Origin of the sequence: Oceanicaulis sp. LC35 (assembly GCF_052055585.1) — a bacterium.
Taxonomy (GTDB): Bacteria; Pseudomonadota; Alphaproteobacteria; order Caulobacterales; family Maricaulaceae; genus Oceanicaulis.
On sequence record NZ_CP170485.1, the window covers coordinates 788,565 to 813,859 of the forward strand.

Here is a 25,295-nt window from a genome sequence, read left to right on the forward strand (position 1 = left end):
CGCTGGGGCGAACCTTGAGGGGGTATCCCATGACCAACGCTGTTTTCCGCCGCGGGCGCCTGACGCTCGGCACGGCGCTGACCGCCGTCCTGCTGGCGACGTCCGCCACCTACGCCCAGGCGGGCGAGGAAATCCGCATCGGGGCGCAAAACCTCGACGCGGCTATTGAAGCGCTGGCCGAGCAGAGCGAGCTGGTGATTGTTGCGCCGGGCGCGCTTCTGGATGGCCTGCGGTCGCCGTCTGTTAGCGGCACCAGTGACCCGTATGAGGCGCTGGCCCTTCTTCTGCGCGGCACCAACCTCACCTATCGCGTCTCGGGGGATGACGCGGTGGTGATCGAGCCGATCACTCGCGCCGAGGAGCGCGAGGACACACAGGGCCAGATGGATGTGATCATGGTGCGCGGCGCGCGTCTTGATCCGCTGAACCAGCTGCAGACCGAAGCCACGGACTCCCTGACGGGTCTGTCGCGTTCGCTTCTGGAAACCCCGCGTGCGGCCAGCCGGGTCAGCGAGATCACCATCGAGCGTCTGGGCATGGAAGACGTGGATGACCTGATCACTGCGGTTCCGGGCACCTACACCGCCAGCTTTTTTGGCGTTCCGGGTAACCTCAATGTCCGCGGCACCCTGGCCGACACCTATTTCCAGGGCTTCAAGCGCATCGAGAACCGGGGCAATTTCTCCTCGAACCTGAGCGCGGCGGCCTATGTCGAGATCCTGCGCGGCCCGTCCTCCCCGATCTATGGTCCGGGAAAGGTCGGCGGCCTTCTGAACTTCATCCCGCGTACGGCGCGTGATGGCGAAGACGGCGGCTATGTGGACGAGATCACCGGCTCCATCACCGGCACGCTGGGCTCTTACAATGAGCGCGTCATCTCCGGCGAAGTGGCGATCCCGGCGGGGAATGGCGGCTTCCATTTTTTCGGCGAGTACGAGAACTCTGAGTCCTATTACGACTTCATCGAGCCCGAACGCCTGAACCTTCAGGGCACCTATATCACCGAGCTGGGCAATGGCTGGACCGCCGAGTTCAACGCCATGTATTTCGAGGAATCCGGCCAGATCCAGACCCCGGGCTGGAACCGCGTGACCCAGGCGCTTGTCGATGACGGCACCTATATCACCGGCTGGGACACCGACATGCAGGATCTCGACGGCGACGGCTATCTGAGCGCCCCCGAGATCGACGCGGTTGTCGGCACCTATTGGGGCACCTCCAATATCCGCCAGATCGCCGAGTACTATGGCGCGAACCGTCCCGAGTTTGCGCTGGATGAAGGCGTGGGCACGACGACGCTCGACGGCAGCAACATCTTCGCGGACGCGGGCGACTATAACGACAGCGAGACCCTGACCGGCTATGCCGCGCTGTCTCGCGAAACCGCCCGCGGCGACACTGTGAAGTTCGAGCTGTTCGGCGATCACATCGAGAACCAGCGCTTCAACAGCTTCGGTTTTGCCGCCGATTATGAAGCGACCGCGTTCGAGGCGCGCGCCAGCTACGCCTTCCACAATGATTTCGGCGACAATATCAGCGCGGATTCCGTGGTCGGTCTGTCTTATCGCGACCATGAAGCCAAGCAGTATGAATCCTTCCTGTCCGGCTATGTCGCGCTTGACCGCCGGGACCTGTCACGCGGTCCGACGGCCACCGATCGCATTCTGGCGCCGGGCATGGAAAACGGTGAGGCGAACTGGGACTCCCGCTGGGATATGGAATGGAACTCCCAGGCGGCGTTCGCGGTGTCTGACATCACCCTGTATCAGCGGCTGAGCCTGCTGGCGGGCCTGCGGTATGACTATTTCGATGTGCAGGCGATCAATACCGGCGAAACGGTGTACGGCATCGCCGATACGCTGGTGACCGGCGATGACGACGCGCTGACCTGGTCCCTGTCCCTGCGCTATGAAACCCCGTGGGGCATCACGCCTTACGTCACCTATGCCGAGCCCAAGGCGCTGGAATCCACCCAGACCGGCGGCGTCAGCACCGGCACCATCAATGCCAATCTCTTCATCTCGCCGTCCGAGCTGACCGAGTTTGGCGTGAAGTTCTCGCTGCTGGACGGCAACCTGTTCGGCTCGCTGGCCTATTACGAGCAATACCGTCGTCAGGCGGACATGCTGGGCAATATCGACGGCACGACGTCTGAAGGGCTTGAGGCCGAAGTGCACTGGCTGGCGACCGACAATCTCGCCTTCACGGGCGCGGCGACCATCCAGCAGACACAAGTGGATGCGCCGGGTGCGGGCAAGGGTGAATACCTGCAGGTCCGTCCCGACCAGTTCGGCGTGGATCCGGTGCTGGGTTATGGCGGCACCTTCGCGTTCAACAATGCGGGCTATGTGGCCGATCTGGCCGATGGCTATGAGCTGACCACCATGCCGGAAACCGTGTTCAGCCTGTTCGGCACCTACACGACCGACCCGTTCATGATGGGCGAGCGTGAAATGGTGGCGGGCCTGACTGCGGGCGCGACCCATGTCTCCGAAACCGGCGGCATCTTCACCAACGATATCGAGCTTCCCGCCTACACCCTGGCCCGTCTGTCGGGCTTCCTGGAAGCGGACGCGTTCACCGTGTCCTTCAACGTCGATAACCTGTTTGACGAGCGCTACTTCACCCCGTCCGCCGAGGTGTACAAGGAAGTCGCCGTCATGCCGGGTCTTCCGCGGACCTTCCGTGTGCGTGTGACCTACGATTTCTAGGCCGCACTGACCCCCGGGCCGGGCGGGCGCAACCGCCCGGCCTTTCTTTTCCGATATCCCTTCTGTTTCGAGGAGGCCCTGATGGCCGCTCCGTCCCTTCCGTCCGTTTTCTCCGCAACCCGCCGCCAGATGCTGGGCGGTCTTGGCGCGGGCTTCATCGCGCTGGGCGGCTGCGCCAGCACGCAAGCGCGCGCTGACAAGCCCGCCCGGTTTGACTGGGGCGTGGCGAGCGGGGATCCCAAGGTGGACGCCATCGTGTTGTGGACGCGGGCTGTTCCGGTGGACGCGGCGTCTGATGTACGCGTCCGGTTCGAGCTGGCGCGTGATGACGCCTTTTCAGACATTGTCCGTTCGGGGGTGGTCGAGACCCATGCCGGGCGCGATTTCACCGTGAAGGTGGATGTGCGCGGGCTGGAGCCGGGCATGCGCTATGTCTACCGCTTCATCGCCGGGGATGAGACCTCCACAGTCGGGCGTGCGCGCACCCTGCCGGAAGGGGATGCGCCGGTGCGTCTGGCGCTGGCCTCCTGCGCCAACTTCCCGTCCGGTTTCTATAATGCCTATCGCGAGATCGCGAACACGCCTGACCTCAATGCAGTCGTCCATGTGGGCGATTACATCTATGAATATGGCCAGGACGAATATGACGGCGCGACCGGACGTCGTCTGGGCCGACTGGTGGCGCCGCCCCATGAAATCCTGACCCTTGCCGATTACCGCGAGCGCTTTGCCTGCTATCGCGCAGACGAAGACCTTCAGGCCGCCCACGCCGCCGCCGCCTTCATCACCATCTGGGATGACCATGAGACGGCGAACAATACCTGGACGGGCGGTTCGAACAATCATGACGAGGGCGCGGAGGGGCGCTGGCTTGACCGCCGGGATGCGGCGCTGCAGGCCTATTTCGAATGGATGCCCATGCGCGACCCTGAGCCAGGCCAGCCGCGCGAGCGTCTGAACCGGGTCTATGATTTCGGCACGGTGGGCACGCTTCTGGTGATCGAGACGCGACTGACCGGGCGTTCCGAGCAATTGAGCTGGTCACGCGACATGCCGTTGACCGAAACCGGCGAGTGGGATGTGGAGCGCTTTGAACGCGAGGTGCTGGCCGACCCGTCCCGCTCGATGATGGGGCCCGAGCAGGAGGCCTGGCTGGAAGAGGCGATGACCCGCTCAAAGGCGCGCGGTGCGCGCTGGCAGATCCTCGCCAACCAGACTGTGATGGCGCGCATGCGCACGCCTGACTTCACGCAAGCGCTGCCCGCGCCGCTGGTCGAGGCGGCGTTCGCCAATGGCGGCTATGTGTCAGGCTGGCTGGAGCGGTCTCGTCTGCACCTGCCGGCGGGCCTTGATAGCTGGGACGGCTATCCGGCGGCGCGGCGGCGCCTGTATGACAGCGCCCGGCGAGCAGGGTCTGATCTCGTCGTACTGTCCGGCGACAGCCATATGTTCTGGGCCAATGACCTGCACCACCCTGCCGATGAAGGGCAGGTTGCGGTCGAGTTCGGTGCGGCGGGCATCACTTCGCCCAGCGGATATGGCTATCTCGATGATGGCACGGGCGTGGTCTTTGATGTGGCCGAGCGGGAGATGGCGGCGTTCAACCCTGATGTCAGCTTCGCCAATGTCCGCGATCACGGCTATGTCCTGATCACCGCCGAGCGCGAGGCCGTTACGGCGGAGTATTTCAAGGTCAGCACTATCGAGAGCCGCGACTATGTGGCCGAACGCTTCCTGGCGGTGCGCAGCCGGCCCGGCGATGGCGCGGGCCCGTCCGCTCTGGAACGCATCGACTGAGGCGGGTTCCGCCGCCTTCACGCAATCTGCGCCAAAAGCCGCGCCATTTCCGACAGACACTGCAAATCCTGACATGTGTCAGGTGTTTGGTCGCTGATCTGTCGTGAAATGGCGCTAGGGCGATGCCCGGCGCGAAGGCAGGGTTTAGGGGACTGACCTTCCGCTTGTTTTGTCACCGCAGACAGGAAGGCGGAAAGAAAATGAAACTTGGTCGATACATTGGTCTGGGCCTGTTGGCCCTGGTCCTCATCTATCTCGGGATTGCGAGCTATATGGTGCTGACCCGCACCCACGATCCCTTTGCAGAGCACCCCATCAGCGAAGAGGCCTGGCGCGGCATTCAGGCCTATGGCGGCACGTCATTCTCCCAGGACGTTCCTTATGAAACCCGCACCGTCAGCGCGCGGGACGGAGTCGAGCTCGACCTGCGGGTCTATGGTCCGCAAGGCGACACGCAGATCGTGTTCCTGCATGGCGTCAATTCCAACGCCAGCCAGCTCAATCACGCCGCCGGGCTTTTGCAGGCGGCGACGGGGGCGCAAGTGATCACGCCCGATGCGCGCGGGCATGGGGCGTCGGGCGGCGAACCCTATCGCGTCGATCATATCGGCCAGTACGAGGAAGATGTGGCCGACATCCTGGCCGCCCTGCGCGCCGAAGCGCCGGAAGGCCGGGTGTTCCTTGCGGGACATTCCATGGGCGGCGGCGTCGTTCTGCGTTCGGTCATGCTCGGGGATCGGCCGGATGTGGACGGCTATGTGCTGTTTGCACCGAATTTTGGCGACGGTCCGACCCGTCACGCCCCGCGTGAAGAGGAGGACCGCCCGCGTGACCGGGATGCGGCCAATGGCTGGATCGTTTTTGACTCCAAGGCCTTCATCGGCGTTCTGATGTACAACATGCTGGGCATTACGGCGGCGAATGACACCCCGGTCCTGTACTTCAATGACCCTCAGGGCGGGGCGGATTATTCCTACGCGGCGGTGATGTCAGCCCAGCCGACCGTGCCGCGGGATGCGCCCAAGGCCCTGTCCGAACTGGATGCGCCCTTGCTGGTGATGATCGGATCGCATGACGAGGTGTTCAATGCGGGCGCCTATCCGGACTTTGTCGCTGAACATGCCGGTGCGGAGTCCGACGTCGTGATCGTTCACGAGCTGAACCATAACCGGCTGATCAATGACCCGCTGGTCATGGCGCGCGCTGCGGACTGGATCGCCCGGCACTAGCGGTTCAAACGGCCAGGAACAGGCCCGTCTGGCGATGTCAGGCGGGCCTGTTTGCATTTGCCAGCGCCATCAGCGCATCGCGCTTGGCCAGATGCGTTTCGAGCGGCAGGCCATCAATCGTTGGGGCTGACAGCGCTGTCACGCCGTCCACGGCGCCCGCGCTCAGGGCGGCAGAGAGGCGGTGGCATTCGCGCGCATCACTGACCGCATCGCGCCAGACGGCCGCGTCTTCGGGCGCGACATGGCGCATGGCCGCGGCGAGGGCGTAGCTGGTCCAGTGGCTGACGCCCGCCACAATCAGGGCGTCCGCGCCGGTTGCACTGGCGATGGTCTGGCCCTGATCGATATGGGTGAAGAGTGCGGCTTTGGGCAGGGCGCCCATGCCGATCTCATTGCCGCCATCACCCGCCGCCAGCCGCGTATAGCCCGAGCGCGGGCTGAACACGGCGTCAAAGGCGAGCGTGTGGGCGCTGAGATCGCTCGCCCGCATGGAATAGCAGCGTCCGTCAATGGCGCGTCCGGGGCGTTCAATGGCGAAGACCGTCTCCACACCGCGCGCCTTCAAGGCGGGGTCAAGCGCGTCCGCCGCGTCAGGCGTGAAGAGTGTGCTGGCGGGCAACCCCGCCTCGGCCACAAGGCGTTCGAGAACCGGCGCGCAAGGCGCATCGGTGACGATCACGACCTCACGTCCAAGCGCGGACAGGGCTTCGGCAATGGCCAGAACGGTGAGCGGCCCATCGGTTTCGGCTGCAGGGCGTTCGGCGTGAGCCACGTAGAACCCGGTGAACAGAGCAATTGGGCTGCGCGTTTGCGCCAGATGCCGCGCCGCACGTTCCAGCCCGCCCGCCGCATGGGGCGCCAAGGCGTCCGCGCCCCGGCTCGCCCCCTGCGCCAGTTCCGCCTCCAGCGCCGCAAACAGCGACTGGCGGTCGCGGACAGGCGCATCGGAGGCGGGGGCGGTGGTCATCAGCCAGCGTGTCCTTTCAGGGTGCGCAGCGCTTCGCCGCCGCGCAGGACAGCCAGCATCGCGCCTGCAACCCATGTGATGCAAGCGGCGATGAACAGGGCCGGGCTCCATTCGGTCGGCTGGCCGTCCATCCAGGCGGTGGGCGTTTCAATCCCGAGCGGGGTGAACAGGTGAAAGACGATGGCCCCGCTCATCACCCCAAGCGCCAGAAGACCGCCCAGCGTCTGGCTCAGCGCCGCATGACCGGACTTGCGCGTGGTCAGGAGGATGAGGAACGGAAGACCCAGCACCAGCAAGGCGGCGGTCAGCTCCGCCAGCCCGATGATCCAGGGGCCGGCGGGATAGAACAGGTCAATGCCGGACCAGTCGCGCAGGGTCGTGAAGATGTGCTGCGGGGTTTCATGCCCGGTGAACTTGAACCGCAGGGAATCCAGAAAGATCGCGGAGATCCAGACGCCCAGCCCGTAGGCGGGAATTTTGCGAAAGAGTGACCCGGACATGCCTGTCTCCTACTGGTTCACGAGATCGGGGTAATTGGCGTTCGCCCGTTCGATATGACCGGGAATGTCCACGCTCCAGCGCTCTTGCACCTGCGTGTTGTAGTTCAGGTACAAAACGCCATCGACAATGTTCCAGACATTGGGATCGCCCTTGGCGGTATAGCCTTCCGAGATCGCCCAGGCGCAATAGCCGCCATAGGCGGGCGCATAGGCTTCAGGGTCTGCCAGGAACAGGTCGAGATTGGCCTGGCTGGCGAAGCGGAACTCTGCGCCGCGCCATTCGGTCGAGAATTCGCGCTCGCCCCGGATCGCTGCGCCTTCAGTATGATAGGCCACAGCGTCATAACCGCCGACGGCGGTGTTGTTGAAGCGTCCGGTATAGATCGGATCCTCGGCGAAGGCGGCTGCAGTCGGCAGGGCGGCGCCGGTCAGGGCCAGGGCGGCGGCGAGGGCAAAGGCGTTACGCATGGTCATCTCCCATCTTTCCGGCGGGCGCGCCGGTCAGGTCAGACATACGCCAAGTAGTGTAGTACCGCTCTACACAGCATTGCACGAGCGCGTGATCGCGGAGTGATCACACTTGTTTGCACACGGGTGCTGGCGTCCGTGCGCCAGCGCGCCTAGATGTGCGCAAGATACAGTCAGAGAAGACAGGAGCCGGTCATGGCTGAAGAGATGAGCACGGCGGTCGAGGGCGAAACCAAGGCCGAAGCCTATGTCCGCATCTGCAAGGAAATCGCCGCTATCGTTGCAGGTGAAACCAGCCATACCGCACGCTACGCCACGGCGTCCTGCCTGCTGGCGCACAATTTCGGGCCGCGCTTTTTCTGGACCGGCTTCTATGTGGTGGACCCGCAAAAGCCCAAAGAGCTGGTGGTCGGCCCCTATCAGGGCACGCTAGGCTGTCTGCGTATTCCGTTCGGTCGTGGCGTGTGCGGCGCAGCAGCTCAGAGCGGCGAGACCCAGCTGGTACGCGATGTGGAGGCGTTCCCCGGCCATATCGCCTGCGACAGCCGCTCAAAGTCGGAAATCGTCGTGCCTGTGTTTGACGCCGAGGGCGCGCTTGCAGCCGTTCTCGACGTGGACTCCACCGAGCTCGATGCTTTTGACGCCGAGGATCAGGCGGGGCTGGAAGCGATCTGCAAGATCCTGCTGACGGCCTAGAACAGCCAGAAGAAACGACGGCGACGCGGTTCTTTGGGCTCGCCTGTATCGTCCTGCGACGCTGCGGATTCGGGCGCTCGCTCGGCCTCTCCCATCAGGGCGGTGCGCGAGGCGTCGTTCATCTGCGGCGGCGCCGGGGCGCAGACATCCGCATCACACAGGGCCGCATCCATGCCGGACAGGCTGGCGCTGGAGGCGAAGCTGACAGAGCCGCCGGAATAGGCGGACAGGCCCATGCGCGAGCGGACCGTATCGCGGAACGCATCAGCACGGGAGCTGAGGCTCTCGGCCCGCTCCTGGTTTTCCTGAAGGCGTGACAGATCGGCCGGGCGCGGAGCACGCACCGCCGTTGCGACGTCATCCAGACGGGCGCGGGCCAGTGCTTCGCGGGCGCGTTCGATGTTCAGACGGGTCGGGTCTTCGCTCATCATCGCCTCCTGTAGGACGTGTGAGGGCAGAGGGGCAGTTTACGACTTTTTAGCATACCACTCAAATCCGCCGGTGCGCGAGATCATTGCGACGTCGACCTCGCCGCCGACGCCGGTCTGGGTCTGATGCAGATCGCTCTTGAGAATGTTGAGCTCCACCAGAGCCTTGGCAGTTTCGCCCATTTGCTTTTTGCCCGAGGCGGCGACCACGGCGATGAACGGGTCGATGAATTCTTCCTGCGAAATCGTGCGCGCCGTGTGGATGAATTCGGCCGATAGCGAGAGCAATTCAGAATCACGCATCTCGCCCATGACCCGGCTGATCTCATCCTCGCCAAGACCCGCCTTTCTGAGCGCGATCTCGCTGGCGGCTTCGTTGGTCACCATGTTCATCGAGGCCATCACGTCGAACATGTAAGGGTGAACGCCCCGCAGGAAGGCGTGGGTCATTTCCGCCTGCGCGAATGTGCGCAGATAGGCGTTGGGGCCGTTTTCCACCCCCACCTGGGTCGTCTCGTCATGGGCGCGCTTGATCACGCCATCCACCATGATCGACGCGTAATAGTGGCTGTAGACCGGGAAGACATCGCCTTCGCCAAAGCCCGCAAACACAAGACCGGCATAGGGTTCCAGGAAGGCGGGTTTGGTGATGATCAGATAGGCGAAGTCAAAAAGCTTGTCGCGGATGCTGTCCTGCAGGCCGAACGGGCCGAGCGCCTCTCCGATCAGGGCGTCCAGCATGCCGGCGTAGCGCTCATAGAAGCGCTCGCGATCGAGCTCTGCAAAGACATCCAGGCTGGCGCGTTCCGCCCCGCCTTCATCTTGCAACAGGTGCGCGCGATACAGATCGAGCGCGCCTTCAAATGCGGCGTCGTCGGTGGCGTACTGGGTCGGAGCGTGCTGGCGCAGATTGCGGGCATGGTTGAGCACGGTCAGCATTGCGGCGCGCATCAGATGCTCAAGTTCCTCCAGCTCCTCCTTTTCGGGGAAGAGCTGGCGGTTATTGTCGATGAAGGCGAAGAAGGCCTCGGCGCAGGCTTCGACGCTGTCAAAGTCCAGCTCGCCATGGGAACGCTTGAAGGCGTGCGCGATATGGGACCAGGACCGGCCCAACACGTCGCCGCGCGAATACACCATCACCGCCATGTTCGGACCGAGCTGCAGGATCTTTTCCGCTTCCAGCGTGACGACCGATCCCGGCCCGCCGCCATAGGTGACCGCGCTGTCCGCGGCCAGCACGACGGCCTGCCGGTTCATGATCATGACTTCCGATGTCATCGCCGCCCATCCCCCTCGGCCCGCATCACGGCTCATTCATTTGTGACTGGCCGCCATACGCGATGCTGTTAACAGAACGTTAGCGCCCTCCGGCGTGGCTGTTAAGCTGCACACGATCAATTTCTCCTCGCGCCCGGGATTTTGCGACATGAATGACACGACCTCCGCCCCGCTTCGCTGCTATTTCGCCTTCCGCAGCCCGTACTCAAGATTGGGACTGCACAAGCTGGCGAAGGCCGGTTTCACGGGTGAGCTGATCCCGTTCATGCCCAGCAAGGAGAGCGGCTTTGTTGATCCGTTGTCCAACCCCAAAAAGCGCGATTACCTGGTGCAGGACGTCTACCGCATGACGGTGCGTCAGGGCTTGCCGCTGGCGCTGCCCGACCCGTTTGATCCCGATTACACGCCCTCAAACGCTGCGTTTCACGCGGCGAACGCGGCCGGGCTTGGCATGGCGTTCGCGCTCGCCGTCTCTGATCTGCGCTGGGGGCAGGGGCTCGATATCTCCAGGCCGGATGTGCTCGAGAAAGCGGCGATAATGTCCGAATGGGAGGGGTTCGACCCTGACGCGCTGCCGACCGGCGATGCGCTCAAGTCGATCCTGCGCGACTACAGCCAGCAAGCCGACGCAGACGGCGTCTTCGGCGTGCCCTTCCTGATTGATGGCGCGGACAAGTATTGGGGCCATGATCGCTTTGATCTCTGGCTCGAAGCGCAAGCGGGGTAGGGGAGGCTTGCTTGGGGGGCGCGGAGCAAGTCCGAGGCCCCCGAGCAAGCCCGGTCATTCTAATCTTCAGCGGGGCAGAGGGTTTCGTAAGTGGCTGTGACGCTCACTTTCGCCTCGGTCACGAAGGGATCGGTCTCGGTCTCGTCGCGGCCAGAGAAGCCTGCAACAAGGGCAACGACGCCTTCATAATCGTCTGATCGTCCTGCGCTAGCCTGGACGCGGATCAGCTCCCCGATACGGCAGCCGAAGGCGTTTGCGGTTAGCTCTGCATGGGTGCGGGCATCAGCTTCGGCCGCCCGGATGACTTGTGACTGGATATCCAGACCTTCCGGCATGATGAAGTTAAAGTACTGCGTGCCATAAACTTCGCCGATCGAAGAGAGGTTTTGCTTGAAAGCGAGCAACTCCGCTTTCGAGCCTCTAACAGTGATCCTGAAGGCTCTGGCGTACCGGTTCTGATCCGTCCAGTCGATAAATATGTTCTGGAACCAGTTAGAGTTTACTTGATCTACGGTGGGGTGCGTATTGCCCCGTTCCAGCACGTTTGAGGCTTCTGGCCCGATCAGCGCGTCTAACCGGGGCTCCAACTCGGAGAGCCTGCTCGCTTCTTCCAGCCGCAGAAGGAAGGCCGCATCTGCAGAGTCCGCCCGATACTCGACGCTTCCGTTTCCTCTTGCGGTTATTTCTCGAGGCGCTTGCGCCATTGCGCCTGACGCCAGCCCCCCTGCGAGCGCCAGTGCGCTCAGAGCTGTGGTGAGTTTCATCGCATCCCCTCCTGCGTGTGTGAGCACACTCTAGAGGCGGCTGACGCTCGCGCAAACAAAAACCCCGGAGCGTGGCTCCGGGGTTTTCGCGTTTAGCGTGACGGAAGACCTAGTCTTCGTCATCCTCGGCCAGTTCGCGGCCGAAGAAGTCGTAGATCGTGGTCCACAGATGGCGTTGCAGGGCGGGCGGGCGCACGCCGTGACGCTGACCGGGATAGGTCATCATCTCAAACAGCTCGCCGCGTTCCTGCAGCTCGGCATAGAGCCGGGTGGCGTGATCAAAGGTGACATTGTCATCCGCCATGCCGTGGACCAGCAGGGTCGGGGTTTCATAGCCATCAAGATGGGCGAAGGCGGAGCCTTCATAATAGCCGCTCTCATTGGCCTGCGGGGTGTCCATATACCGCTCGGTGTAATGGGTGTCATAGAGCGACCAGTCGGTCACCGGCGCGCCCGACACCGCCGCATCAAACCGGCCCGGCGCCTGCAGCGTGGTCATCAGCGTCATGTAGCCGCCATAGGACCAGCCCCACAGACCGATGCGGTCATTGTCCACGAAATCGAGGCTTTCAAGGTAATCGAGGCCCGTCAGCTGATCGCGCACTTCCACCGTGCCCATCTGGTCATGAAGCGCCGCTTCAAAGGCCAGGCCCCGGTTCCAGCTGCCGCGATTGTCGAGTTTGAACAGGATATAGCCCTGATCGGCGAACAGCTGATCGCGCGCGCCGACCCAGCTTTTGTAGACCGACTGGACGTGCGGGCCGCCATAGACCTGCACAATGGCCGGGCAGGGGGTTTCCGCCGTGCAGTGTTCAGGCTTGAGCATGGACCAGTAAAGCTCGGTCACCCCGTCATCGGCCAGCACCGTGCCGAACTCCGGCACAAGATGGCTGGCCAGGAAGGGCGCATAGGGGTGGTCGGCGTTGATGGCGTTTTCCTCGATCCAGGCCACGCGCTCGCCTGACATGTCATAGAGCGCGGTCTGGGGCGGGGTGTCAGGATCGGAATAGCTGCCGATAAAGCCCGTGCCGCCCTGACCCAGGCTCACGCCCCAGCGGCCTTCGCCTTGGGTGATCCGGACCGGCTCACCGCCTTCAAACGGCACGGCGTACAGATGGCGCTCCAGCGGGCTCGTCATCCAGCCCTCGAAATAGACCGTCTCGCCGTCTTCAGACTGGCCGGCGATGCCGTCCACGACCCAGTCGCCCGAAGTGATGGCGCGCGCCTCGCCCTCGGCGCTGACGTGATAGACATGGCGGAAGCCGGTGCGTTCGGACGTCCACAGGAAGCCGCCATCCTCGAGCGCGCGGAAATCGCCGGTCAGGTTGATCCAGGCGTCGTTTTGCTCGGTCAGCACCACTTGGGTCGCGCCGGTGGTCGGGTTCGCGGCCAGAATATCCAGTACGGTCTGGGCGCGGTTCTGGCGCTGGGCGTAGAGCGTGCCGCTGTCCTGGCTCCAGTTCACACGCGCGAGATAGATGTCAGTCTCTTCACCCAAATCGACCTTCGTGCGCTCGCCGGTGGCCACATCGATGACATGCAGCTCGATCAGCACGTTCGGCGTGCCGGCGCGCGGATAGCGCTGGTCTGTGACGGTGACGCCCTCGGCGTTGATGCCGAAGCGGGGCACGATCTCGACCGGCGTCTCGTCAATGCGCGCAGCGGCGACATAGCGACCGTCCGGGCTCCACCAATAGCCGGTATAGCGGCTCATCTCTTCCTGGGCGACGAACTCGGCGACGCCCCAGCTGATCGCGCCGCCGCCTTCGGTCGTCAAAGCGCGCTCTTCGCCGGTGTCCAGATTGTGGACCCAGAGGTTCTGGTCGCGAATAAAGCTCACATAGGCGCCGTCCGGGCTGACGCGGGCGTCGGTCTCGAACGCCTCGGTCTGCATCAGGCGCTCGGCCTCGCCGGAGTTCACATCCACGTAGAAGACATCGCCATCGAGCGGCACGAGGATCGCTTCACCCGTCTCGTCCCAATCATAGCTGACAACGCCGGAGGTGGAGATGCGGGCGCGCTCGCGATACTGGATTTCGGCTTCTGACAGCTCGCGCTCATCGGGCGCCAGAACCGCGGAATCCACCAGCATGTAAGTGCGGCCATCGGCAAGATCCATCGCCCACAGATCGGTGACCGTGCGGTCGTCATCCTTGGGGCGCAGGAAGGTCACGCGCTCGCCATCGGGCGAAAAGCGCAGGCCGCGCGGCGTCGCGCCGGCAAGGTTCGCACTGCCGAACACATCCTCGATGCTCAGGGCGGCGGGATCGGTGATGGCGGGGTCAGCGGGGGCGGAGGCCCCGGACGTTGTGGCGCAGGCGGTCAAGGCCAGCAGGCACACGCAGGTGGACAGGGCGTGGCGCATGAGAACTCCCCTTCTCGTGTTTGTTGGCCGGGAAGCTAATGGCTGAGGGGGCGGGGGACAACGCCCGGCGCCGCGTCGTAACCGATCTTAAGCACTTGGGGGCGCATACTCGCCGGGTCCGGAAGTCAGGATTTCTGGGAGGCGCTCATGCCTTTGCTCACTACGTTCGCCCTCTCCGTCAGCCTTGCCGTCAGCGCGCAGGGCCAACGGTTTCCCGTGATCGACGTGCCCAATGATCCGGCGGCGCGCTATGACGTGCTGATGCTGGTGCCGATCCGTGGCGGCAATCTGGAGATTGTCACCCGCCGCGTGGGACGGCGCGGGGAGACCTTCGTGCAGCGTGAAATCAACTGCCGCGAAGGTCTCGTGCGTTATCTGGGCCAGGGCCATACCGTGGACGAGATGAACGCGGACCACCGCAATTACTTCATGGAACCCATCGACCCCAACTCTATCTCCGGCCATATCGCCGATTATGCCTGCACGCATGTGGAGCGGCCGGAGTAGGGGTTAGTCGTTGGAGGCTGGAGCCGGATCGACGAGTTCGAAGACGACCTCGATTTGACGGATTTCCCTGACATCCTCCGGAGCAATGTTGATCTGCCTGGCGGGGGTGATCCGTTCTCCCGTAACAACAATCATTTCAGGATCCGAGGGCAGAGGTGGAGACCTGAAATAGTCACTTGAGGGCTGGATCGAAATGATCTCACCAAGCTCAAGCCCTGACGCTTCAGCCATCATGGCCGCTGACTCACGGGCATTCGTGAAGGCATGTTGAGCGGCGGCCCTTCCGAGGGCTTCAGTATTGGCAGAGACAAAGTCCCCAAGCTCGACATTCAACACGCCCAACTCATTGGCCAGACTTGCCATGTTTCCCGCAAGACTCGTGGGGGAAAGGGTGATCTTGATATCCTGCGAAACGACATAGGCGAGGGCATCGCATGGCGCGCCTACAAATATTGTCCGGTTCTGCCCCCTTGGGCAGTCTTGTTGGATATCAAGGTCTTGAGTACGCAGGTCGAAGCTCTCAAGGCCCTCAAGCTGCGGAAGCTGTTCCTCCAGCGTTGTGAAGAGGGCCTGCGCCTGTTCCAGAGCCTCGGCCCGGGTCTCTGCGCGCGCGGCAATAGAAAGCTCCATCACGGCGTAGTGCGCAGGTTCCATCGCCCATCCCTCGGCGGTCACTGTCAGAGTGCGCGGCGTTTCAGGCTCGCAGGCGGCAAGGAGCGGGCTGGCCAGTAGCAAGGCCGGAAGAATGAGCTGTTTCATGTGATTTCCCCCTATTGGAGAAACCATACGTCATTTTCGGCTGGTGGGAATGCCCTGATTGGCTCGCGTCTATTGCCCCACAATCCCCGCCGCACACGCCTCAAGCGCTTCAGAACCCGGCTTGATCCGCAAATGAGCGTGGGCGTCGGCTTCCAGACACTCCGGCAGCGTCAGTGCGCGCAGGTCGATCAGCCTGCCCTCGACAATGTAGCGCTGGTAATCGGCGTCGAACCGCTCGCCGAGCGCGTCACGCAGGGCAGCGTGAAGCGCCTGATCTGACAGGGTGCGCGGTTCGCCCTCCGCTACCAGCGCGTCGGCGCGATCAATGAGATTGGCGAGCACGCGGGTCAGGCCTTCACCGCCCTCGGTTTTCAGGATCGTGTCCCAATGCAGCGCCAAGAGGGAGCCGCGCTGATAGGGCAGGCGCTCGGTCTGCTCGCTCTCAAACAGGCGCTCATTCAGCGCTTCGGCGGGCAGGGTGTTCACGTCTGATGTCATGTACGCGGTCCACAGCGCGTCCATGTTCGCGGCGTACTCATCAAGCGTGATGCGGCCGGTCTGGAGGAGCAGGCGCTGGGTGAAATACTCGGTGAAGCCTTCGGTGAACCAGGCGCGGGCGGGATCGGTCGCCTCATCGGTCTGACCGGCCCGGCGCGGAATCCATTCGTGCAGCACTTCATGGGTGATGGTGTGGATGAGGTTTTCTTGATCGGCATTGGGCGTGGCAAGCAGGAAGAAGGCTTCGTCAAAGCCTGACCCGATCACCGCCGAGCCCTGGGGCAGCTCTGGCAGCGGCGTCACCATGACGAAGTATTGCGCAAACGCCGGGTCTTCAAACAGGCTTGCCGCCTGGCCCAGAGTCTCCGCCGTCACGGCATGCAAGGTCGCGTCATCAAGCGGCCAATCGCCCCGGATCGCCGAGCGTAAAGCGAGATCGTTCACATCGGTCGTCTCCATCCGGAACGCCCCAAAAGCGAACAGGCCGTTGGTCAAGGCCTCGTAAGGCAGGACGGCGCTCTCGCCTGCCTCATCAACAGGACGGTTGAATGCGCCGCCGTCTGGCAGGCTCACGCGCACCTCCGTCACCGCCCCCTCAAAGTCTGGCAACACCGCGCCGCCCGCGAAGAAGGCGTAGTCAGGCTGCAGGACGGGCCGCATGCCGGGCAGGCGTTGCACCCCCCATTGCGGCTCGCCCTCATAGTCCTGGGCAATGTCATAGCGGATCTCGACCGGCCCAGCGGGTAAGGTGTTTACAGACAGCGACGCGCCATCCTGTTCAAAGGCCAAAGGCCCGTCCGGACCGATCACGCGTATATCGCTGACGAGCTGGGTCAGGTTCTCCGCCGGTCCCCATTGCTCGGGGAAGCGCAAGGCGAGGCTGTCGCCCGCCTCTGCGTCAAAGCCCAGAGCGATTGTGACTATACGCCAGTCCTCTCCTGTCTGGCTGACCGATACGGAGTGTGGCGCGGCAGTCTGTTGCGTGGCGGCCAGCGCCAGTGCGATCAAGGCATTCATCTGTGTCTCCCCCATTTGGGGAAAGCCTGACACGTCGCTCGCGCGGTAACACGTTACACTCTGGAAAGCGTGGCGCGTCTTCGCCTACAGCCCCGATTGCATCCGCCCCCCTATCTCCGCTATAGCGGGCGCAAAGTTTCAGCCCCTCATCAATGGAGCGCTGCGCCTATGGCCGCGTATCAATACGTCTATCACATGGACAATCTGGCGAAGACCTATCCCGGCGGGAAACAGGTCTTCTCCGGCATCTCGCTGCACTTCCTGCCTGACGCCAAGATCGGCGTGGTGGGCGTGAACGGTGCGGGTAAATCCTCGCTGCTGCGCATCATGGCCGGCCAGGACACGGACTTCACCGGCGAGGCCTGGGCGGAAAAGGGCGTGCGCGTGGGGTATCTGCCGCAGGAACCCAAGCTCAACCCTGACAAGACCGTGTGGGAAAACGTCATTGAAGGGTCTGAGGACAAGCAGATCTATGACGCCTACAACGCCATCGCCATGCAGCTGGCCGAGGATTATTCCGACGAGCTGATGGAGAAGATGACCGAGCTGCAAGAGCAGGTCGATGCGCGTGATGCTTGGGACATCGATTCCAAGATCGAGATGGCGATGGACGCGCTGCGCTGCCCGGCGCCGGATGCGGACGTGACCAACCTGTCCGGCGGTGAGCGCCGCCGCGTGGCGATCTGCCAGCTCTTGCTGTCCAAGCCGCACATGCTGCTGCTCGACGAACCGACCAACCACCTTGATGCGGAAAGCGTCGCCTGGCTTCAGAACCACCTCGAGAACTATCCGGGCGCCGTTCTGATCGTGACCCACGACCGTTACTTCCTGGACGCCATCACCACCTGGACGCTCGAACTCGATCGCGGTCAGGGCGTGCCTTACAAGGGCGGCTATTCGGACTGGCTGGAGCAGAAGGCCAAGCGCCTTGCGCAGGAATCCCGCGAAGAGGGCGCCAAGCAGCGCGCTCTGGCCCGGGAACTGGAGTGGATCCGCGCCGCGCCGAAAGCGCGTCAGGCCAAGTCCAAGGCGCGTATCAAGTCCTATGAAGAAAAGCGTGACGCAGCGGAGAAGGAAAAGATCTCGACCGCCGTCATCCGCATTCCCCCGGGCCCGCGCCTCGGGGGCAATGTGGTGGATTTCGACCATGTGTCGAAAGGCTTTGATGATCGCCTGCTGATCAACGATCTCGACTTCAAACTGCCGCCGGGCGGCGTTGTGGGCGTGATCGGTCCGAACGGCGCGGGTAAGACCACCCTGTTCAAGATGATCGTCGGCGACGAGAAACCCGATAGCGGGTCTGTCACCCTAGGCGAGACCGTGAAGCTGGGTTATGTGAACCAGTCCCGCGATGCGCTCGACGCCAACAAGACCGTCTGGGAAGAGATTTCCGACGGCAATGACATGATCATGTTGGGCGAGCAGGAAGTGCCGAGCCGGGCCTATGTGGGCGCGTTCAACTTCAAGGGCGGCGACCAGCAGAAAAAGGTCGGCGTCCTGTCCGGCGGTGAGCGCAACCGCGTCCACCTCGCCAAGATGCTGAAGGAGGGCGGCAATCTGCTCCTCCTCGACGAACCGACCAACGATCTCGACGTTGAAACCCTGTCGGCTCTGGAAGCGGCGCTTGAAGACTTCCCCGGCTGCGCCGTGGTGATCTCGCACGACCGCTTCTTCCTTGACCGGATCGCCACCCACATCCTCGCCTTTGAAGGCGACAGCCATGTGGAATGGTTTGAAGGCTCGTTCACCGACTATCTGGCCGACAAGAAGCGCCGCCTCGGGGATGACGCCCTGGTGCCCAAGCGCGTCAAGTTCCAGAAGTTCGAACGCTAGGACTTGCACGATGACGTCAGCTGAACGCCGCCGCCTGACCGCTTTCATTGCGGGACGGCGGTGGGCGTCGCTGGCGGTGATTTGCGCGGCGCTCACGGGCGCCGCGCTTATTGTGTTCATGCTTGCGCAGCCTGAATGGGTCTTCCGCTCCCCTGTTCTGATGCTCCTGCTGCCTGTTTTGATCGTCACGGCGCGGTGCTGGCGTGCGCCCCTTCAATGGCGCGGCGCACTCGCTGATCTCAAGGCCGATGCCGTCGAAACCGCCAGCGGCGTCGGCCATGTGCACTGGCGAAGACGTCCCGGCTTGTTCTCGGGCATGAGCGCAACGCTGGAGCTTGATGGCAAACAGTTCGCGCTCGAGGATGATATGGCGGGCGCGGTGACGCCGGGTATCTGGTTAAGCGTGCGCTACGCCCCGGCTTCGGGCGCCTTGTTGTCCATTGAGCGGGCGTCTCAAGCAGAGGCGGGGCTGGATCCGGTCCTCGCCGATCAGCTCACCGAGCGCGAGCGGGCTCTGCTGGCGCTTCTGGCCGAAGGTTTGAGTGACAAGGCGATTGCGCGTCGGCTCAATCTCTCCCCCACCACCGTGCGCACCTATAACAGCACGCTCTACGCCAAGCTGGGCGTTCAGGGGCGCGGCGAAGCCGTCAATCTTGCTCGTGGCGGCATACCGACATCTGCAGACTGACACATCGCTGACATCTGTCGATAGGCGCGGGACTCTCCGCGCAACAGCCTCCTCCCATGCAAGGGAGGACATCATGCATCAAGACACAACACAGCCGGTCTGGCGATTTCGCGACGGCATCATCGTGCTCGCCACAGCCATGGCCGCCTATACGGTCTTGAGCTGGGCGCATATGGCGCTGGTCAGCGAAACCGTCGGGATGGAGGCCTATCTCGGTTCGGGCGACAGCCTGCCGCTCAAGATTCTTGTCATCAGTCAGCTCAGCAAGGCGGTCGCGCTTCTGGGCGTGCTCTGGGGGCTGGGCCTGTTGCTCAAGGGACTCGACTGGCGGGCTGTGGGATTAAGGCCTGTCGGCACGGGCTGGTTGCTGCTCGGCGCGGCCGCAGGCGTAGGGTTCACCGCGACAGGCTTGATGCTGGTGAAGGCGCTAACAGGGCTGATCCCGTCCTGGGCGATGATGACCCGGGCGCCATTTGACTTTGGCCCTTCAGCTTCGCCCGGCATGATCGCGGCCTTTGTCGGCATGACGCTGATCGTGACGCCTTTCGCCGAGGAGGTCTTCTTTCGAGGCTTTGTCTACAAATGGATGAAAGGGCACCGCCCGGTCTGGCTGGCGGCGCTCGTCTCCTCGATCATTTTCGGCGCGTCCCATATTGTCCCGCATCAGGCGATCAACGCGGCGGTGATGGGGCTTGTGCTGATCTGGCTCTATGAAAAGTCAGGCTCGATCTGGCCCGCCGTGCTCGCCCACGCCGTCAACAATGGCTTGGGTGTCGGGCTGGGCGCGCTGGCCGCACAAGGGCTGTTGCCGGCTTTCCTGACCGCGCCGGGCTGAGCGTGAAGTTTTCCTGACGGGGCGGTTTGACGTTGCGCGCAAGGGTGCGTCTCGATAATCCTGAGGTGCTGGCCTGGAGGATGTTATGACCAGCACATTTCCCGAACTTCATCAGCGGTTCCTGGACCGCGCCCTTGCGGTCTTCGCTCAGGAACCGGGACTGGCCGCGGTTCTGGGCGGCGGCTCACTGGTCCATGGCGGTTTTGACGCCTGGTCCGACCTTGATCTGGTGCTCGTCTATGACGCCCCGCCTGTCACATTGGATGACAAGCGCGCGTTGGCGATGCGACTGGGGGACCTCGTGTCCTCCTTCACCGGCGAACATGTGGGTGAGCCGCGCCTTCTGATCGCGCTTTACGAGCCTGAGCTATTGCATGTGGACCTGAAGTTCGTGGACGCCACCGAACTTGATCAGCGGGTGGAGCGTCCCGCGATTTTATGGGCGCGAGACCGGGCGGCGCTGGAAGCGCGTCTGGATCAGGCGCAGATCGCCTGGCCGCAGACCGATGCGCAATGGCTGGAGGATCGGGCCTGGATCTGGCTGCACTACGGGGCGAGCAAGCTGGGCCGGGGCGAGCTTTATGAAGCCATCGGCATGTTGGGCTTCTTCCGCGAGCAGGTGCTAGGGCCGATGCTGGCGCGGCGTCTGGGCTGGCCCGAACGCGGGGTGCGCAAGATCGATGAGGCGCCGGGGGCGGACGCGCTGAAGGCGACGCTGGCGAGTGCGGACCGTGATGCCGTTCGGGACGCCTTGAGAGCGGCGATTGCGGCTTATCTCGACCTGCGATCCGATGCGCCGCCCGCCAAACCTGCGCCCGGAATGCCGGACGCCTTGCTGGCATATCTGGACCGGACCTAGCCCTTCACATACCGCTCAAGTCTTGCGCTGACGGCCTCGAACCAGTGCGCTACATGGGCGCCGTCCACGAGGCCGTGATGGACCTGAGCCGACAGGGGCAGGGTGAGGCGGCCCCAGGCTTCCATGCGCCATTGGCCAGCGGCGATGGACGGCGTTGCAGCGAAGGCGCCGCCGCCGCTTCGGGGATGCTCGATGGAGCTGAAGCGCAAGAAGGGCAGGCCGGTGCAATAGAGCTGGCCGCATTCAGGCCCCGCTTCGACATTCGTGCGCATCTCGGTCGCGCTTTCCGCCTCTGCCTTGTCGGCGTGATAAGCGCTGATGAAGGCGGCAAGGTCTTCGGTGAAGGGCACGTAGGAGAAGTTCACATGGCCCTGCGCGTTCCGGACGGTGTAGCTGGGCAGCAGTGACTGGATGCGGAAAGGCTCGCCGTCCGGCGTCAGACGCCAGCGGAAGGCGTCCACATCCAGACTTGCTCCGCAAATGGCGTGGAACAGCACCGCAAAGGGCGGCAGGCCTGCCTGCTTGGCCTTGGTGACGAAGTCGGGCGCTTCGAGCTCGGCGGTCAGGTTCAGCCGGGGATCATCCATGCCGTCAAACCAGCGAAGCTGGGCGGCGCGCTCGAACGGGGTGTCCTGCGCAGGGATGATTTCGGGTGCGGGGAAGGCGGCCATGGCGCGAGTTCCGGTCTGACTAGGACGGACGTTGCGACACGAGGGCCGGAAACGAAACCGCCGGAGCGCGCTCGTTAGCGCGCCCCGGCGGGGCATTCAACAGGCGTCGTTCAGGCGCGACGCTGTGTCTTGGGACTAGCTGTCCTGGCCGGGCTCGCGATTGCGCAGCATTTCGGTGGCTGCGCTGACATTGCCGCCATTATCGCCAATCACCGACAGGATCTGCTCGCGCTGGGTCTGGGCCAGCCAGACGCCCAGCACTTCCACGTCCACCGCTTTCAGGTCGCCATTGGTGTCCAGAATGCGCCAGTTCACCTCGAACTCTTCGCCTTCAGGACCGCCATAGACGCGCGAGCGGACGATATAGTCACCCGGATTGCGGGTGACCGAGCCGGTCACGTCCAGTTGCTGACCGGCATAGGCGCTCAGCTCGCTCTCGTAGACGCCAATGGCGTAGTTGCGGAACGCGGTGCGGAATGCGGCCAGCTCGTCTTCAGACGCCGTGCGGCGATAGCGACCCAGCACGAAGTTGGAAATGCGATCCACATCGGCCAGTTCGTCGATGCGATTGCGGAAGTCCTGACGCACGCTGGCCAGATCCGTCTGACCCGATTGAAGCTCGGTCAGGGTCTCGATCACCTGGTTGGCCTGGGTCTGGACAAAGGCTTCGGCGTCTTCCGCCGTGGTGGACTGGGCCAGAAGGGCGGCGGGGGCGGCCAGCGCCAGCGCGAACGCCGAAATCAGGGTTTTCATCATCGGGGAGTGCTCCTTGCCGCCGTTTCGGCGTGCTTATTCGAACTCAGGCAGGTTCTGGTAGTCCTCGTCCGTCGCGCCCTGGCTTTCGATGAAAGCGGTGCGGGACTGACGCCAGGCCGAACGCGCCTGAACATAGGGATCAATTGCGGTGCGATTGAGGCTTCCAAGGGTGTCATCAAGATCGGCGCGAATCTGGGTGCCGTTCAGGGCGCGCAGACCCCAGGCCCAGGCTTCTCCGGATTCCTCCTCGCTCCAGTTCAACGGATGAGGATAACGATCGACGAAGCGTCCGGTTGCATCGCGCAGGTTCGACGGGCCGATTAGAGGCAGCACCAGATAGGGGCCATCCTCCACGCCCCAATGGGCGAGGGTCTGGCCAAAATCACGACGGTGCTGCGGCACGCCTTCATGGGTGGCGACGTCAAACACGCCCGCCAGACCGATCGTGGTGTTCATCAGGAAGCGGCCCACGGTGTCGCCAGCAGCTTCCACATCGCCCTGCAACAGGGCGTTCGCGAACACGACCGGCTGGTTGAGATTGGTCATGAAATTGCGCACGCCGGTCTGGACGGGATCAGGGGTGACGGCGTCATAGGCGCGAGCGCCCGGACCGATCACGGCCTCATCCAGCGTCTGGTTCACCGCGAAGATGGCGCGGTTGGTCGGCTCGAACGGGTCGCCGGTCTCCTGCGCCAGTTCACGCGATGCGCAAGCGGTCAGGCTGAGCGCAGCCAGCATGACTGCGGCGTAGGAGGTGAAAGCAGGGATGCGCATGGGGCGTCCTTTGGATCGGATATTCGGATGGGTGCAATGTCGTGTCTGGGGCCGGGATATCAAGTCAGTGTGATCCATTAGGTACTGTTCCGGAGTGAATACAGCCTTGCTCATGCGTCAATAATCGCATAAAGATATCTTTATGTGGATGTGTCGCGCGACGACGCGGCGCGCAGCCAGGGCAGGATGGTGATGACCGTGAGTGGCCGCTCCTCTTCACAAGGGACGAAAGTGTCCTTTGAATTCTTCCCGCCTAAAAGCGAGGAAGCCGAGGCGAAATTGTGGTCGTCCATCGAGCGGCTTTCCCCGCTTGCGCCCGAATTCGTGTCCGTGACCTATGGCGCGGGCGGTTCCACGCGTGACCGCACGCACCGCACCGTGCGCCGAATCGTGTCGGAAACCGACATGAAGCCCGCCGCGCACCTGACCTGCGTCTCCGCCACCTGCGAGGAAGTCGACGAAGTCATTCGCGATTACTGGGAAGCGGGCGTGCGCCATATCGTGGCGCTGCGCGGCGACCCGCCTGAAGGCCTGGGCGAGCGCTACACGCCCTTCCCGGGCGGCTATGGCAATTCGGCGGACCTGACCCGTGGCATCAAGGCCATTGGCGATTTCGAGGTATCGGTGGGCTGCTATCCTGAAAAGCATCCCGACAGTGCGGACTGGGATGCGGACCTTGATATGCTCAAGGCCAAGATCGATGCGGGCGCGACCCGGGCGATCACCCAGTTCTTCTTCGATCAGGATGTCTATTTCCGGTATCTCGAGCGCGTGCGCAAAGCGGGCATCGACATCCCGATCGTGCCCGGCGTGATGCTGCAGCCCAACTTCAAGGGGCTCAAGCGCATGGCGCAAATGTGCGGCGCGCACATCCCCGACCGCATCCATGCCGTCTATGAGGGCCTGGATGAGGATGCAGGCACGCGCGAGCTGGTGACCGCGCACCTCGCCGCTGAAATGTGCGAAAAGCTCAATCAGGGCGGGGCGGAGGCGTTCCACTTTTACACCCTGAACCGGGCCGAGCTGGCCTTGTCCACTTGTGCTTTGCTGGGCGTTAAGTCCCTTCACGACATTAAAGCCGCCTGACAGGACGAGCGACATGACCAAAGCTGAACGCCGCGCTGCGCTGAACGCGCTGGCGCTGGAGCGCATTCTTATCCTTGACGGCGCCATGGGCACCCAGATCCAGACCCTGAAGCTGGACGAGGCAGGCTATCGCGGCGAGCGGTTTGCGGACTGGTCCTGCCTGATCCAGGGCAATAACGACATCCTGAACCTGTCAAAGCCCGATGCTGTGCGCGCCATTCACAAACAGTATTTCGATGCTGGCGCGGACATGGTGGAGACCAATACCTTCTCCGCCACCTCAATTGCCCAGGCCGATTACAAGATGGAGGGCCTCGCCGCCGAGATCGCCTCCGAGGGAGCGCGTCTGGCGCGGGAAGCCGCCGATGAGGCCGAGGCCGAGACCGGTTCGCCGAAGGCTGTATTGGGCGCCATCGGACCGACCAACAAGACGCTGTCCCTGTCGCCCAATGTGGAAGATCCCGGCTTCCGCGAAGTGACCTTTGATCAGGTGCGCGAGGCCTATGCCGAGCAGGTTGAAGCCATGGCCGAGCATGTGGATTTCTTCCTGATCGAGACGATCTTTGACACGCTCAACGCCAAGGCGGCGATCAAGGCGATCCTGGATCTGCGCAATGAAGGCCGGATCGACACAGACATTCCGATCATCCTGTCGGGCACCATCACCGATGCGTCCGGCCGCACCCTGTCGGGCCAGACCACCGAAGCGTTCTACAATTCCATTCGCCACGCCCAGCCCTGGGCGGTGGGGCTCAACTGTGCGCTCGGCGGCAAGCAATTGCGCCCCTATGTGGCCGAGCTGGCGCGGATCGCGGAATGCCATGTGCTGGCCTATCCCAATGCGGGGCTGCCCAATGCCTTTGGCGAGTATGACGAGACGCCGGATGAGACCGCCGCCTTCATCGCGGACTGGGCGCAATCGGGACTGATCAATATTGCGGGCGGCTGCTGCGGCACGACCCCGGCCCATATCGCCGCCATTGCGCGCGACGCGAAATCGGGCATGCCCCGTCCGCCCAAGGATCGGGTTCAGGCGATGCGCCTGGCCGGTCTTGAACCTTTCGAGCTGGCTTGAGGAGCCA

24 protein-coding genes are annotated in these 25,295 nt (G+C 63.4%); 12 read left to right on the forward strand and 12 right to left on the reverse strand.

Features of this window, described 5'->3' with window-relative positions; translation table 11 throughout:
- The first annotated feature begins 29 nt into the window (after positions 1–29).
- The 3 genes from ACFELO_RS03670 (at position 30) to ACFELO_RS03680 (ending at position 5,737) form a co-directional block, all read left to right on the forward strand.
- A complete protein-coding gene (locus tag ACFELO_RS03670; RefSeq protein ID WP_440959222.1) occupies positions 30–2,711 on the forward strand; it encodes a TonB-dependent siderophore receptor in 2,682 nt (893 codons plus the stop codon).
- Positions 2,712–2,792: 81 nt separating this feature from the next.
- A complete protein-coding gene (locus ACFELO_RS03675; RefSeq protein ID WP_440959223.1) occupies positions 2,793–4,508 on the forward strand; it encodes an alkaline phosphatase D family protein in 1,716 nt (571 codons plus the stop codon).
- A gap of 200 nt (positions 4,509–4,708) precedes the next feature.
- On the forward strand, positions 4,709–5,737 hold the full coding sequence (locus tag ACFELO_RS03680) for an alpha/beta hydrolase (protein WP_440959224.1): 1,029 nt from the start codon (positions 4,709–4,711) through the stop codon (positions 5,735–5,737).
- A gap of 37 nt (positions 5,738–5,774) precedes the next feature.
- On the opposite strand, the gene ACFELO_RS03685 is transcribed toward ACFELO_RS03680, so the two are convergent.
- From ACFELO_RS03685 to ACFELO_RS03695, 3 genes are read right to left on the reverse strand one after another with little or no spacing between them, the layout of a single operon-like run.
- Complete coding sequence (locus ACFELO_RS03685; protein WP_440959225.1) at positions 5,775–6,704, reverse strand: glutamate cyclase domain-containing protein; 930 nt, start codon at positions 6,702–6,704, stop codon at positions 5,775–5,777.
- Complete coding sequence (locus ACFELO_RS03690; protein ID WP_440959226.1) at positions 6,704–7,204, reverse strand: hypothetical protein; 501 nt, start codon at positions 7,202–7,204, stop codon at positions 6,704–6,706. The genes ACFELO_RS03685 and ACFELO_RS03690 overlap by 1 nt, the downstream gene beginning before the upstream one ends.
- 9 nt (positions 7,205–7,213) lie before the next feature.
- Positions 7,214–7,672, reverse strand: coding sequence for a YHS domain-containing (seleno)protein (locus ACFELO_RS03695; protein WP_440959227.1), 459 nt, complete (start codon positions 7,670–7,672; stop codon positions 7,214–7,216).
- A 195-nt stretch (positions 7,673–7,867) separates the two neighbouring features.
- Between ACFELO_RS03695 and ACFELO_RS03700 the strand changes: the two genes are divergently transcribed.
- A complete protein-coding gene (locus ACFELO_RS03700; RefSeq protein WP_440959228.1) occupies positions 7,868–8,368 on the forward strand; it encodes a GAF domain-containing protein in 501 nt (166 codons plus the stop codon).
- Here ACFELO_RS03700 and ACFELO_RS03705 read toward each other — a convergent pair.
- Complete coding sequence (locus tag ACFELO_RS03705) at positions 8,365–8,796, reverse strand: hypothetical protein (RefSeq protein WP_440959229.1); 432 nt, start codon at positions 8,794–8,796, stop codon at positions 8,365–8,367. The two genes, ACFELO_RS03700 and ACFELO_RS03705, sit on opposite strands and share 4 nt — an antisense overlap.
- Before the next feature lie 39 nt (positions 8,797–8,835).
- Positions 8,836–10,074 (reverse strand): hypothetical protein, encoded by a 1,239-nt coding sequence (locus ACFELO_RS03710; RefSeq protein WP_440959230.1) that lies wholly within the window; start codon positions 10,072–10,074, stop codon positions 8,836–8,838.
- Positions 10,075–10,222: 148 nt separating this feature from the next.
- Here ACFELO_RS03710 and ACFELO_RS03715 point away from each other — a divergent pair, with 148 nt between their 5' ends.
- Positions 10,223–10,801, forward strand: a complete 579-nt coding sequence (locus tag ACFELO_RS03715; protein WP_440959231.1) for a DsbA family protein — start codon at positions 10,223–10,225, stop codon at positions 10,799–10,801.
- Between the two features lie 59 nt (positions 10,802–10,860).
- Here the strand turns inward: ACFELO_RS03715 and ACFELO_RS03720 are convergent, their stop codons facing one another.
- Both ACFELO_RS03720 and ACFELO_RS03725 read right to left on the reverse strand, forming a co-directional pair.
- Positions 10,861–11,565, reverse strand: coding sequence for an SIMPL domain-containing protein (locus tag ACFELO_RS03720; protein WP_440959232.1), 705 nt, complete (start codon positions 11,563–11,565; stop codon positions 10,861–10,863).
- Between the two features lie 109 nt (positions 11,566–11,674).
- On the reverse strand, positions 11,675–13,930 hold the full coding sequence (locus ACFELO_RS03725) for a S9 family peptidase (protein ID WP_440959233.1): 2,256 nt from the start codon (positions 13,928–13,930) through the stop codon (positions 11,675–11,677).
- 147 nt (positions 13,931–14,077) lie between these two features.
- On the opposite strand from ACFELO_RS03725, the gene ACFELO_RS03730 reads away from it, so the two are divergent.
- Positions 14,078–14,437 (forward strand): hypothetical protein, encoded by a 360-nt coding sequence (locus ACFELO_RS03730; protein ID WP_440959234.1) that lies wholly within the window; start codon positions 14,078–14,080, stop codon positions 14,435–14,437.
- A gap of 3 nt (positions 14,438–14,440) precedes the next feature.
- Here ACFELO_RS03730 and ACFELO_RS03735 read toward each other — a convergent pair whose 3' ends face one another.
- Entirely contained in the window at positions 14,441–15,196 is a 756-nt protein-coding gene (locus ACFELO_RS03735; RefSeq protein WP_440959235.1) for an SIMPL domain-containing protein, read from the reverse strand.
- Positions 15,197–15,265: 69 nt separating this feature from the next.
- Entirely contained in the window at positions 15,266–16,711 is a 1,446-nt protein-coding gene (locus tag ACFELO_RS03740; protein WP_440959236.1) for a M61 family metallopeptidase, read from the reverse strand.
- 168 nt (positions 16,712–16,879) lie between these two features.
- Between ACFELO_RS03740 and ettA the strand changes: the two genes are divergently transcribed.
- The 4 genes from ettA (at position 16,880) to ACFELO_RS03760 (ending at position 20,926) form a co-directional block, all read left to right on the forward strand.
- A complete protein-coding gene (ettA, locus tag ACFELO_RS03745) occupies positions 16,880–18,544 on the forward strand; it encodes an energy-dependent translational throttle protein EttA (protein ID WP_440959237.1) in 1,665 nt (554 codons plus the stop codon).
- A 10-nt stretch (positions 18,545–18,554) separates the two neighbouring features.
- Complete coding sequence (locus ACFELO_RS03750) at positions 18,555–19,232, forward strand: response regulator transcription factor (protein WP_440959238.1); 678 nt, start codon at positions 18,555–18,557, stop codon at positions 19,230–19,232.
- 73 nt (positions 19,233–19,305) lie between these two features.
- Complete coding sequence (locus ACFELO_RS03755) at positions 19,306–20,067, forward strand: lysostaphin resistance A-like protein (protein ID WP_440959239.1); 762 nt, start codon at positions 19,306–19,308, stop codon at positions 20,065–20,067.
- An 85-nt stretch (positions 20,068–20,152) separates the two neighbouring features.
- Positions 20,153–20,926, forward strand: a complete 774-nt coding sequence (locus ACFELO_RS03760) for a nucleotidyltransferase domain-containing protein (protein WP_440959240.1) — start codon at positions 20,153–20,155, stop codon at positions 20,924–20,926.
- On the opposite strand, the gene ACFELO_RS03765 is transcribed toward ACFELO_RS03760, so the two are convergent.
- From ACFELO_RS03765 to ACFELO_RS03775, 3 genes are all read right to left on the reverse strand, one after another.
- Positions 20,923–21,597, reverse strand: coding sequence for a CatA-like O-acetyltransferase (locus ACFELO_RS03765; protein ID WP_440959241.1), 675 nt, complete (start codon positions 21,595–21,597; stop codon positions 20,923–20,925). The two genes, ACFELO_RS03760 and ACFELO_RS03765, sit on opposite strands and share 4 nt — an antisense overlap.
- A 135-nt stretch (positions 21,598–21,732) precedes the next feature.
- Positions 21,733–22,353: an MlaC/ttg2D family ABC transporter substrate-binding protein gene (locus tag ACFELO_RS03770; RefSeq protein ID WP_440959242.1), complete on the reverse strand. Its 621-nt coding sequence runs from the start codon at positions 22,351–22,353 to the stop codon at positions 21,733–21,735.
- Positions 22,354–22,386: 33 nt separating this feature from the next.
- Positions 22,387–23,127 carry an MlaA family lipoprotein gene (locus ACFELO_RS03775; protein WP_440959243.1) on the reverse strand — a complete coding sequence of 247 codons (741 nt, stop codon included), beginning with the start codon at positions 23,125–23,127 and terminating at the stop codon, positions 22,387–22,389.
- A gap of 192 nt (positions 23,128–23,319) precedes the next feature.
- Here ACFELO_RS03775 and metF point away from each other — a divergent pair, with 192 nt between their 5' ends.
- The gene (metF, locus tag ACFELO_RS03780; RefSeq protein WP_440959244.1) at positions 23,320–24,213 is read left to right on the forward strand and encodes a methylenetetrahydrofolate reductase [NAD(P)H]; all 894 of its coding nucleotides are present in this window, start codon (positions 23,320–23,322) and stop codon (positions 24,211–24,213) included.
- Between the two features lie 13 nt (positions 24,214–24,226).
- Positions 24,227–25,288: a homocysteine S-methyltransferase family protein gene (locus ACFELO_RS03785; RefSeq protein ID WP_440959245.1), complete on the forward strand. Its 1,062-nt coding sequence runs from the start codon at positions 24,227–24,229 to the stop codon at positions 25,286–25,288.
- The last annotated feature ends 7 nt before the right edge of the window (positions 25,289–25,295 follow it).

Bases quoted from the DNA above. Each gene is read 5' to 3' on its own strand.
- ACFELO_RS03680 (WP_440959224.1), top strand. From the start codon at position 4,709: ATGAAACTTGGTCGATACATTGGTCTGGGCCTGTTGGCCCTGGTCCTC.
- ACFELO_RS03735 (WP_440959235.1), bottom strand. From the start codon at position 15,196: ATGAAACAGCTCATTCTTCCGGCCTTGCTACTGGCCAGCCCGCTCCTT.
- ACFELO_RS03700 (WP_440959228.1), top strand. From the start codon at position 7,868: ATGGCTGAAGAGATGAGCACGGCGGTCGAGGGCGAAACCAAGGCCGAA.
- ACFELO_RS03755 (WP_440959239.1), top strand. From the start codon at position 19,306: ATGCATCAAGACACAACACAGCCGGTCTGGCGATTTCGCGACGGCATC.
- ACFELO_RS03730 (WP_440959234.1), top strand. From the start codon at position 14,078: ATGCCTTTGCTCACTACGTTCGCCCTCTCCGTCAGCCTTGCCGTCAGC.
- ACFELO_RS03750 (WP_440959238.1), top strand. From the start codon at position 18,555: ATGACGTCAGCTGAACGCCGCCGCCTGACCGCTTTCATTGCGGGACGG.
- ACFELO_RS03715 (WP_440959231.1), top strand. From the start codon at position 10,223: ATGAATGACACGACCTCCGCCCCGCTTCGCTGCTATTTCGCCTTCCGC.
- ACFELO_RS03770 (WP_440959242.1), bottom strand. From the start codon at position 22,353: ATGATGAAAACCCTGATTTCGGCGTTCGCGCTGGCGCTGGCCGCCCCC.
- ACFELO_RS03765 (WP_440959241.1), bottom strand. From the start codon at position 21,597: ATGGCCGCCTTCCCCGCACCCGAAATCATCCCTGCGCAGGACACCCCG.
- ACFELO_RS03690 (WP_440959226.1), bottom strand. From the start codon at position 7,204: ATGTCCGGGTCACTCTTTCGCAAAATTCCCGCCTACGGGCTGGGCGTC.
- ACFELO_RS03710 (WP_440959230.1), bottom strand. From the start codon at position 10,074: ATGACATCGGAAGTCATGATCATGAACCGGCAGGCCGTCGTGCTGGCC.
- ACFELO_RS03740 (WP_440959236.1), bottom strand. From the start codon at position 16,711: ATGAATGCCTTGATCGCACTGGCGCTGGCCGCCACGCAACAGACTGCC.
- ACFELO_RS03685 (WP_440959225.1), bottom strand. From the start codon at position 6,704: ATGACCACCGCCCCCGCCTCCGATGCGCCTGTCCGCGACCGCCAGTCG.
- ACFELO_RS03720 (WP_440959232.1), bottom strand. From the start codon at position 11,565: ATGAAACTCACCACAGCTCTGAGCGCACTGGCGCTCGCAGGGGGGCTG.
- ACFELO_RS03705 (WP_440959229.1), bottom strand. From the start codon at position 8,796: ATGAGCGAAGACCCGACCCGTCTGAACATCGAACGCGCCCGCGAAGCA.
- ACFELO_RS03695 (WP_440959227.1), bottom strand. From the start codon at position 7,672: ATGCGTAACGCCTTTGCCCTCGCCGCCGCCCTGGCCCTGACCGGCGCC.
- metF (WP_440959244.1), top strand. From the start codon at position 23,320: ATGACCGTGAGTGGCCGCTCCTCTTCACAAGGGACGAAAGTGTCCTTT.
- ettA (WP_440959237.1), top strand. From the start codon at position 16,880: ATGGCCGCGTATCAATACGTCTATCACATGGACAATCTGGCGAAGACC.
- ACFELO_RS03675 (WP_440959223.1), top strand. From the start codon at position 2,793: ATGGCCGCTCCGTCCCTTCCGTCCGTTTTCTCCGCAACCCGCCGCCAG.
- ACFELO_RS03775 (WP_440959243.1), bottom strand. From the start codon at position 23,127: ATGCGCATCCCTGCTTTCACCTCCTACGCCGCAGTCATGCTGGCTGCG.
- ACFELO_RS03670 (WP_440959222.1), top strand. From the start codon at position 30: ATGACCAACGCTGTTTTCCGCCGCGGGCGCCTGACGCTCGGCACGGCG.
- ACFELO_RS03785 (WP_440959245.1), top strand. From the start codon at position 24,227: ATGACCAAAGCTGAACGCCGCGCTGCGCTGAACGCGCTGGCGCTGGAG.
- ACFELO_RS03725 (WP_440959233.1), bottom strand. From the start codon at position 13,930: ATGCGCCACGCCCTGTCCACCTGCGTGTGCCTGCTGGCCTTGACCGCC.
- ACFELO_RS03760 (WP_440959240.1), top strand. From the start codon at position 20,153: ATGACCAGCACATTTCCCGAACTTCATCAGCGGTTCCTGGACCGCGCC.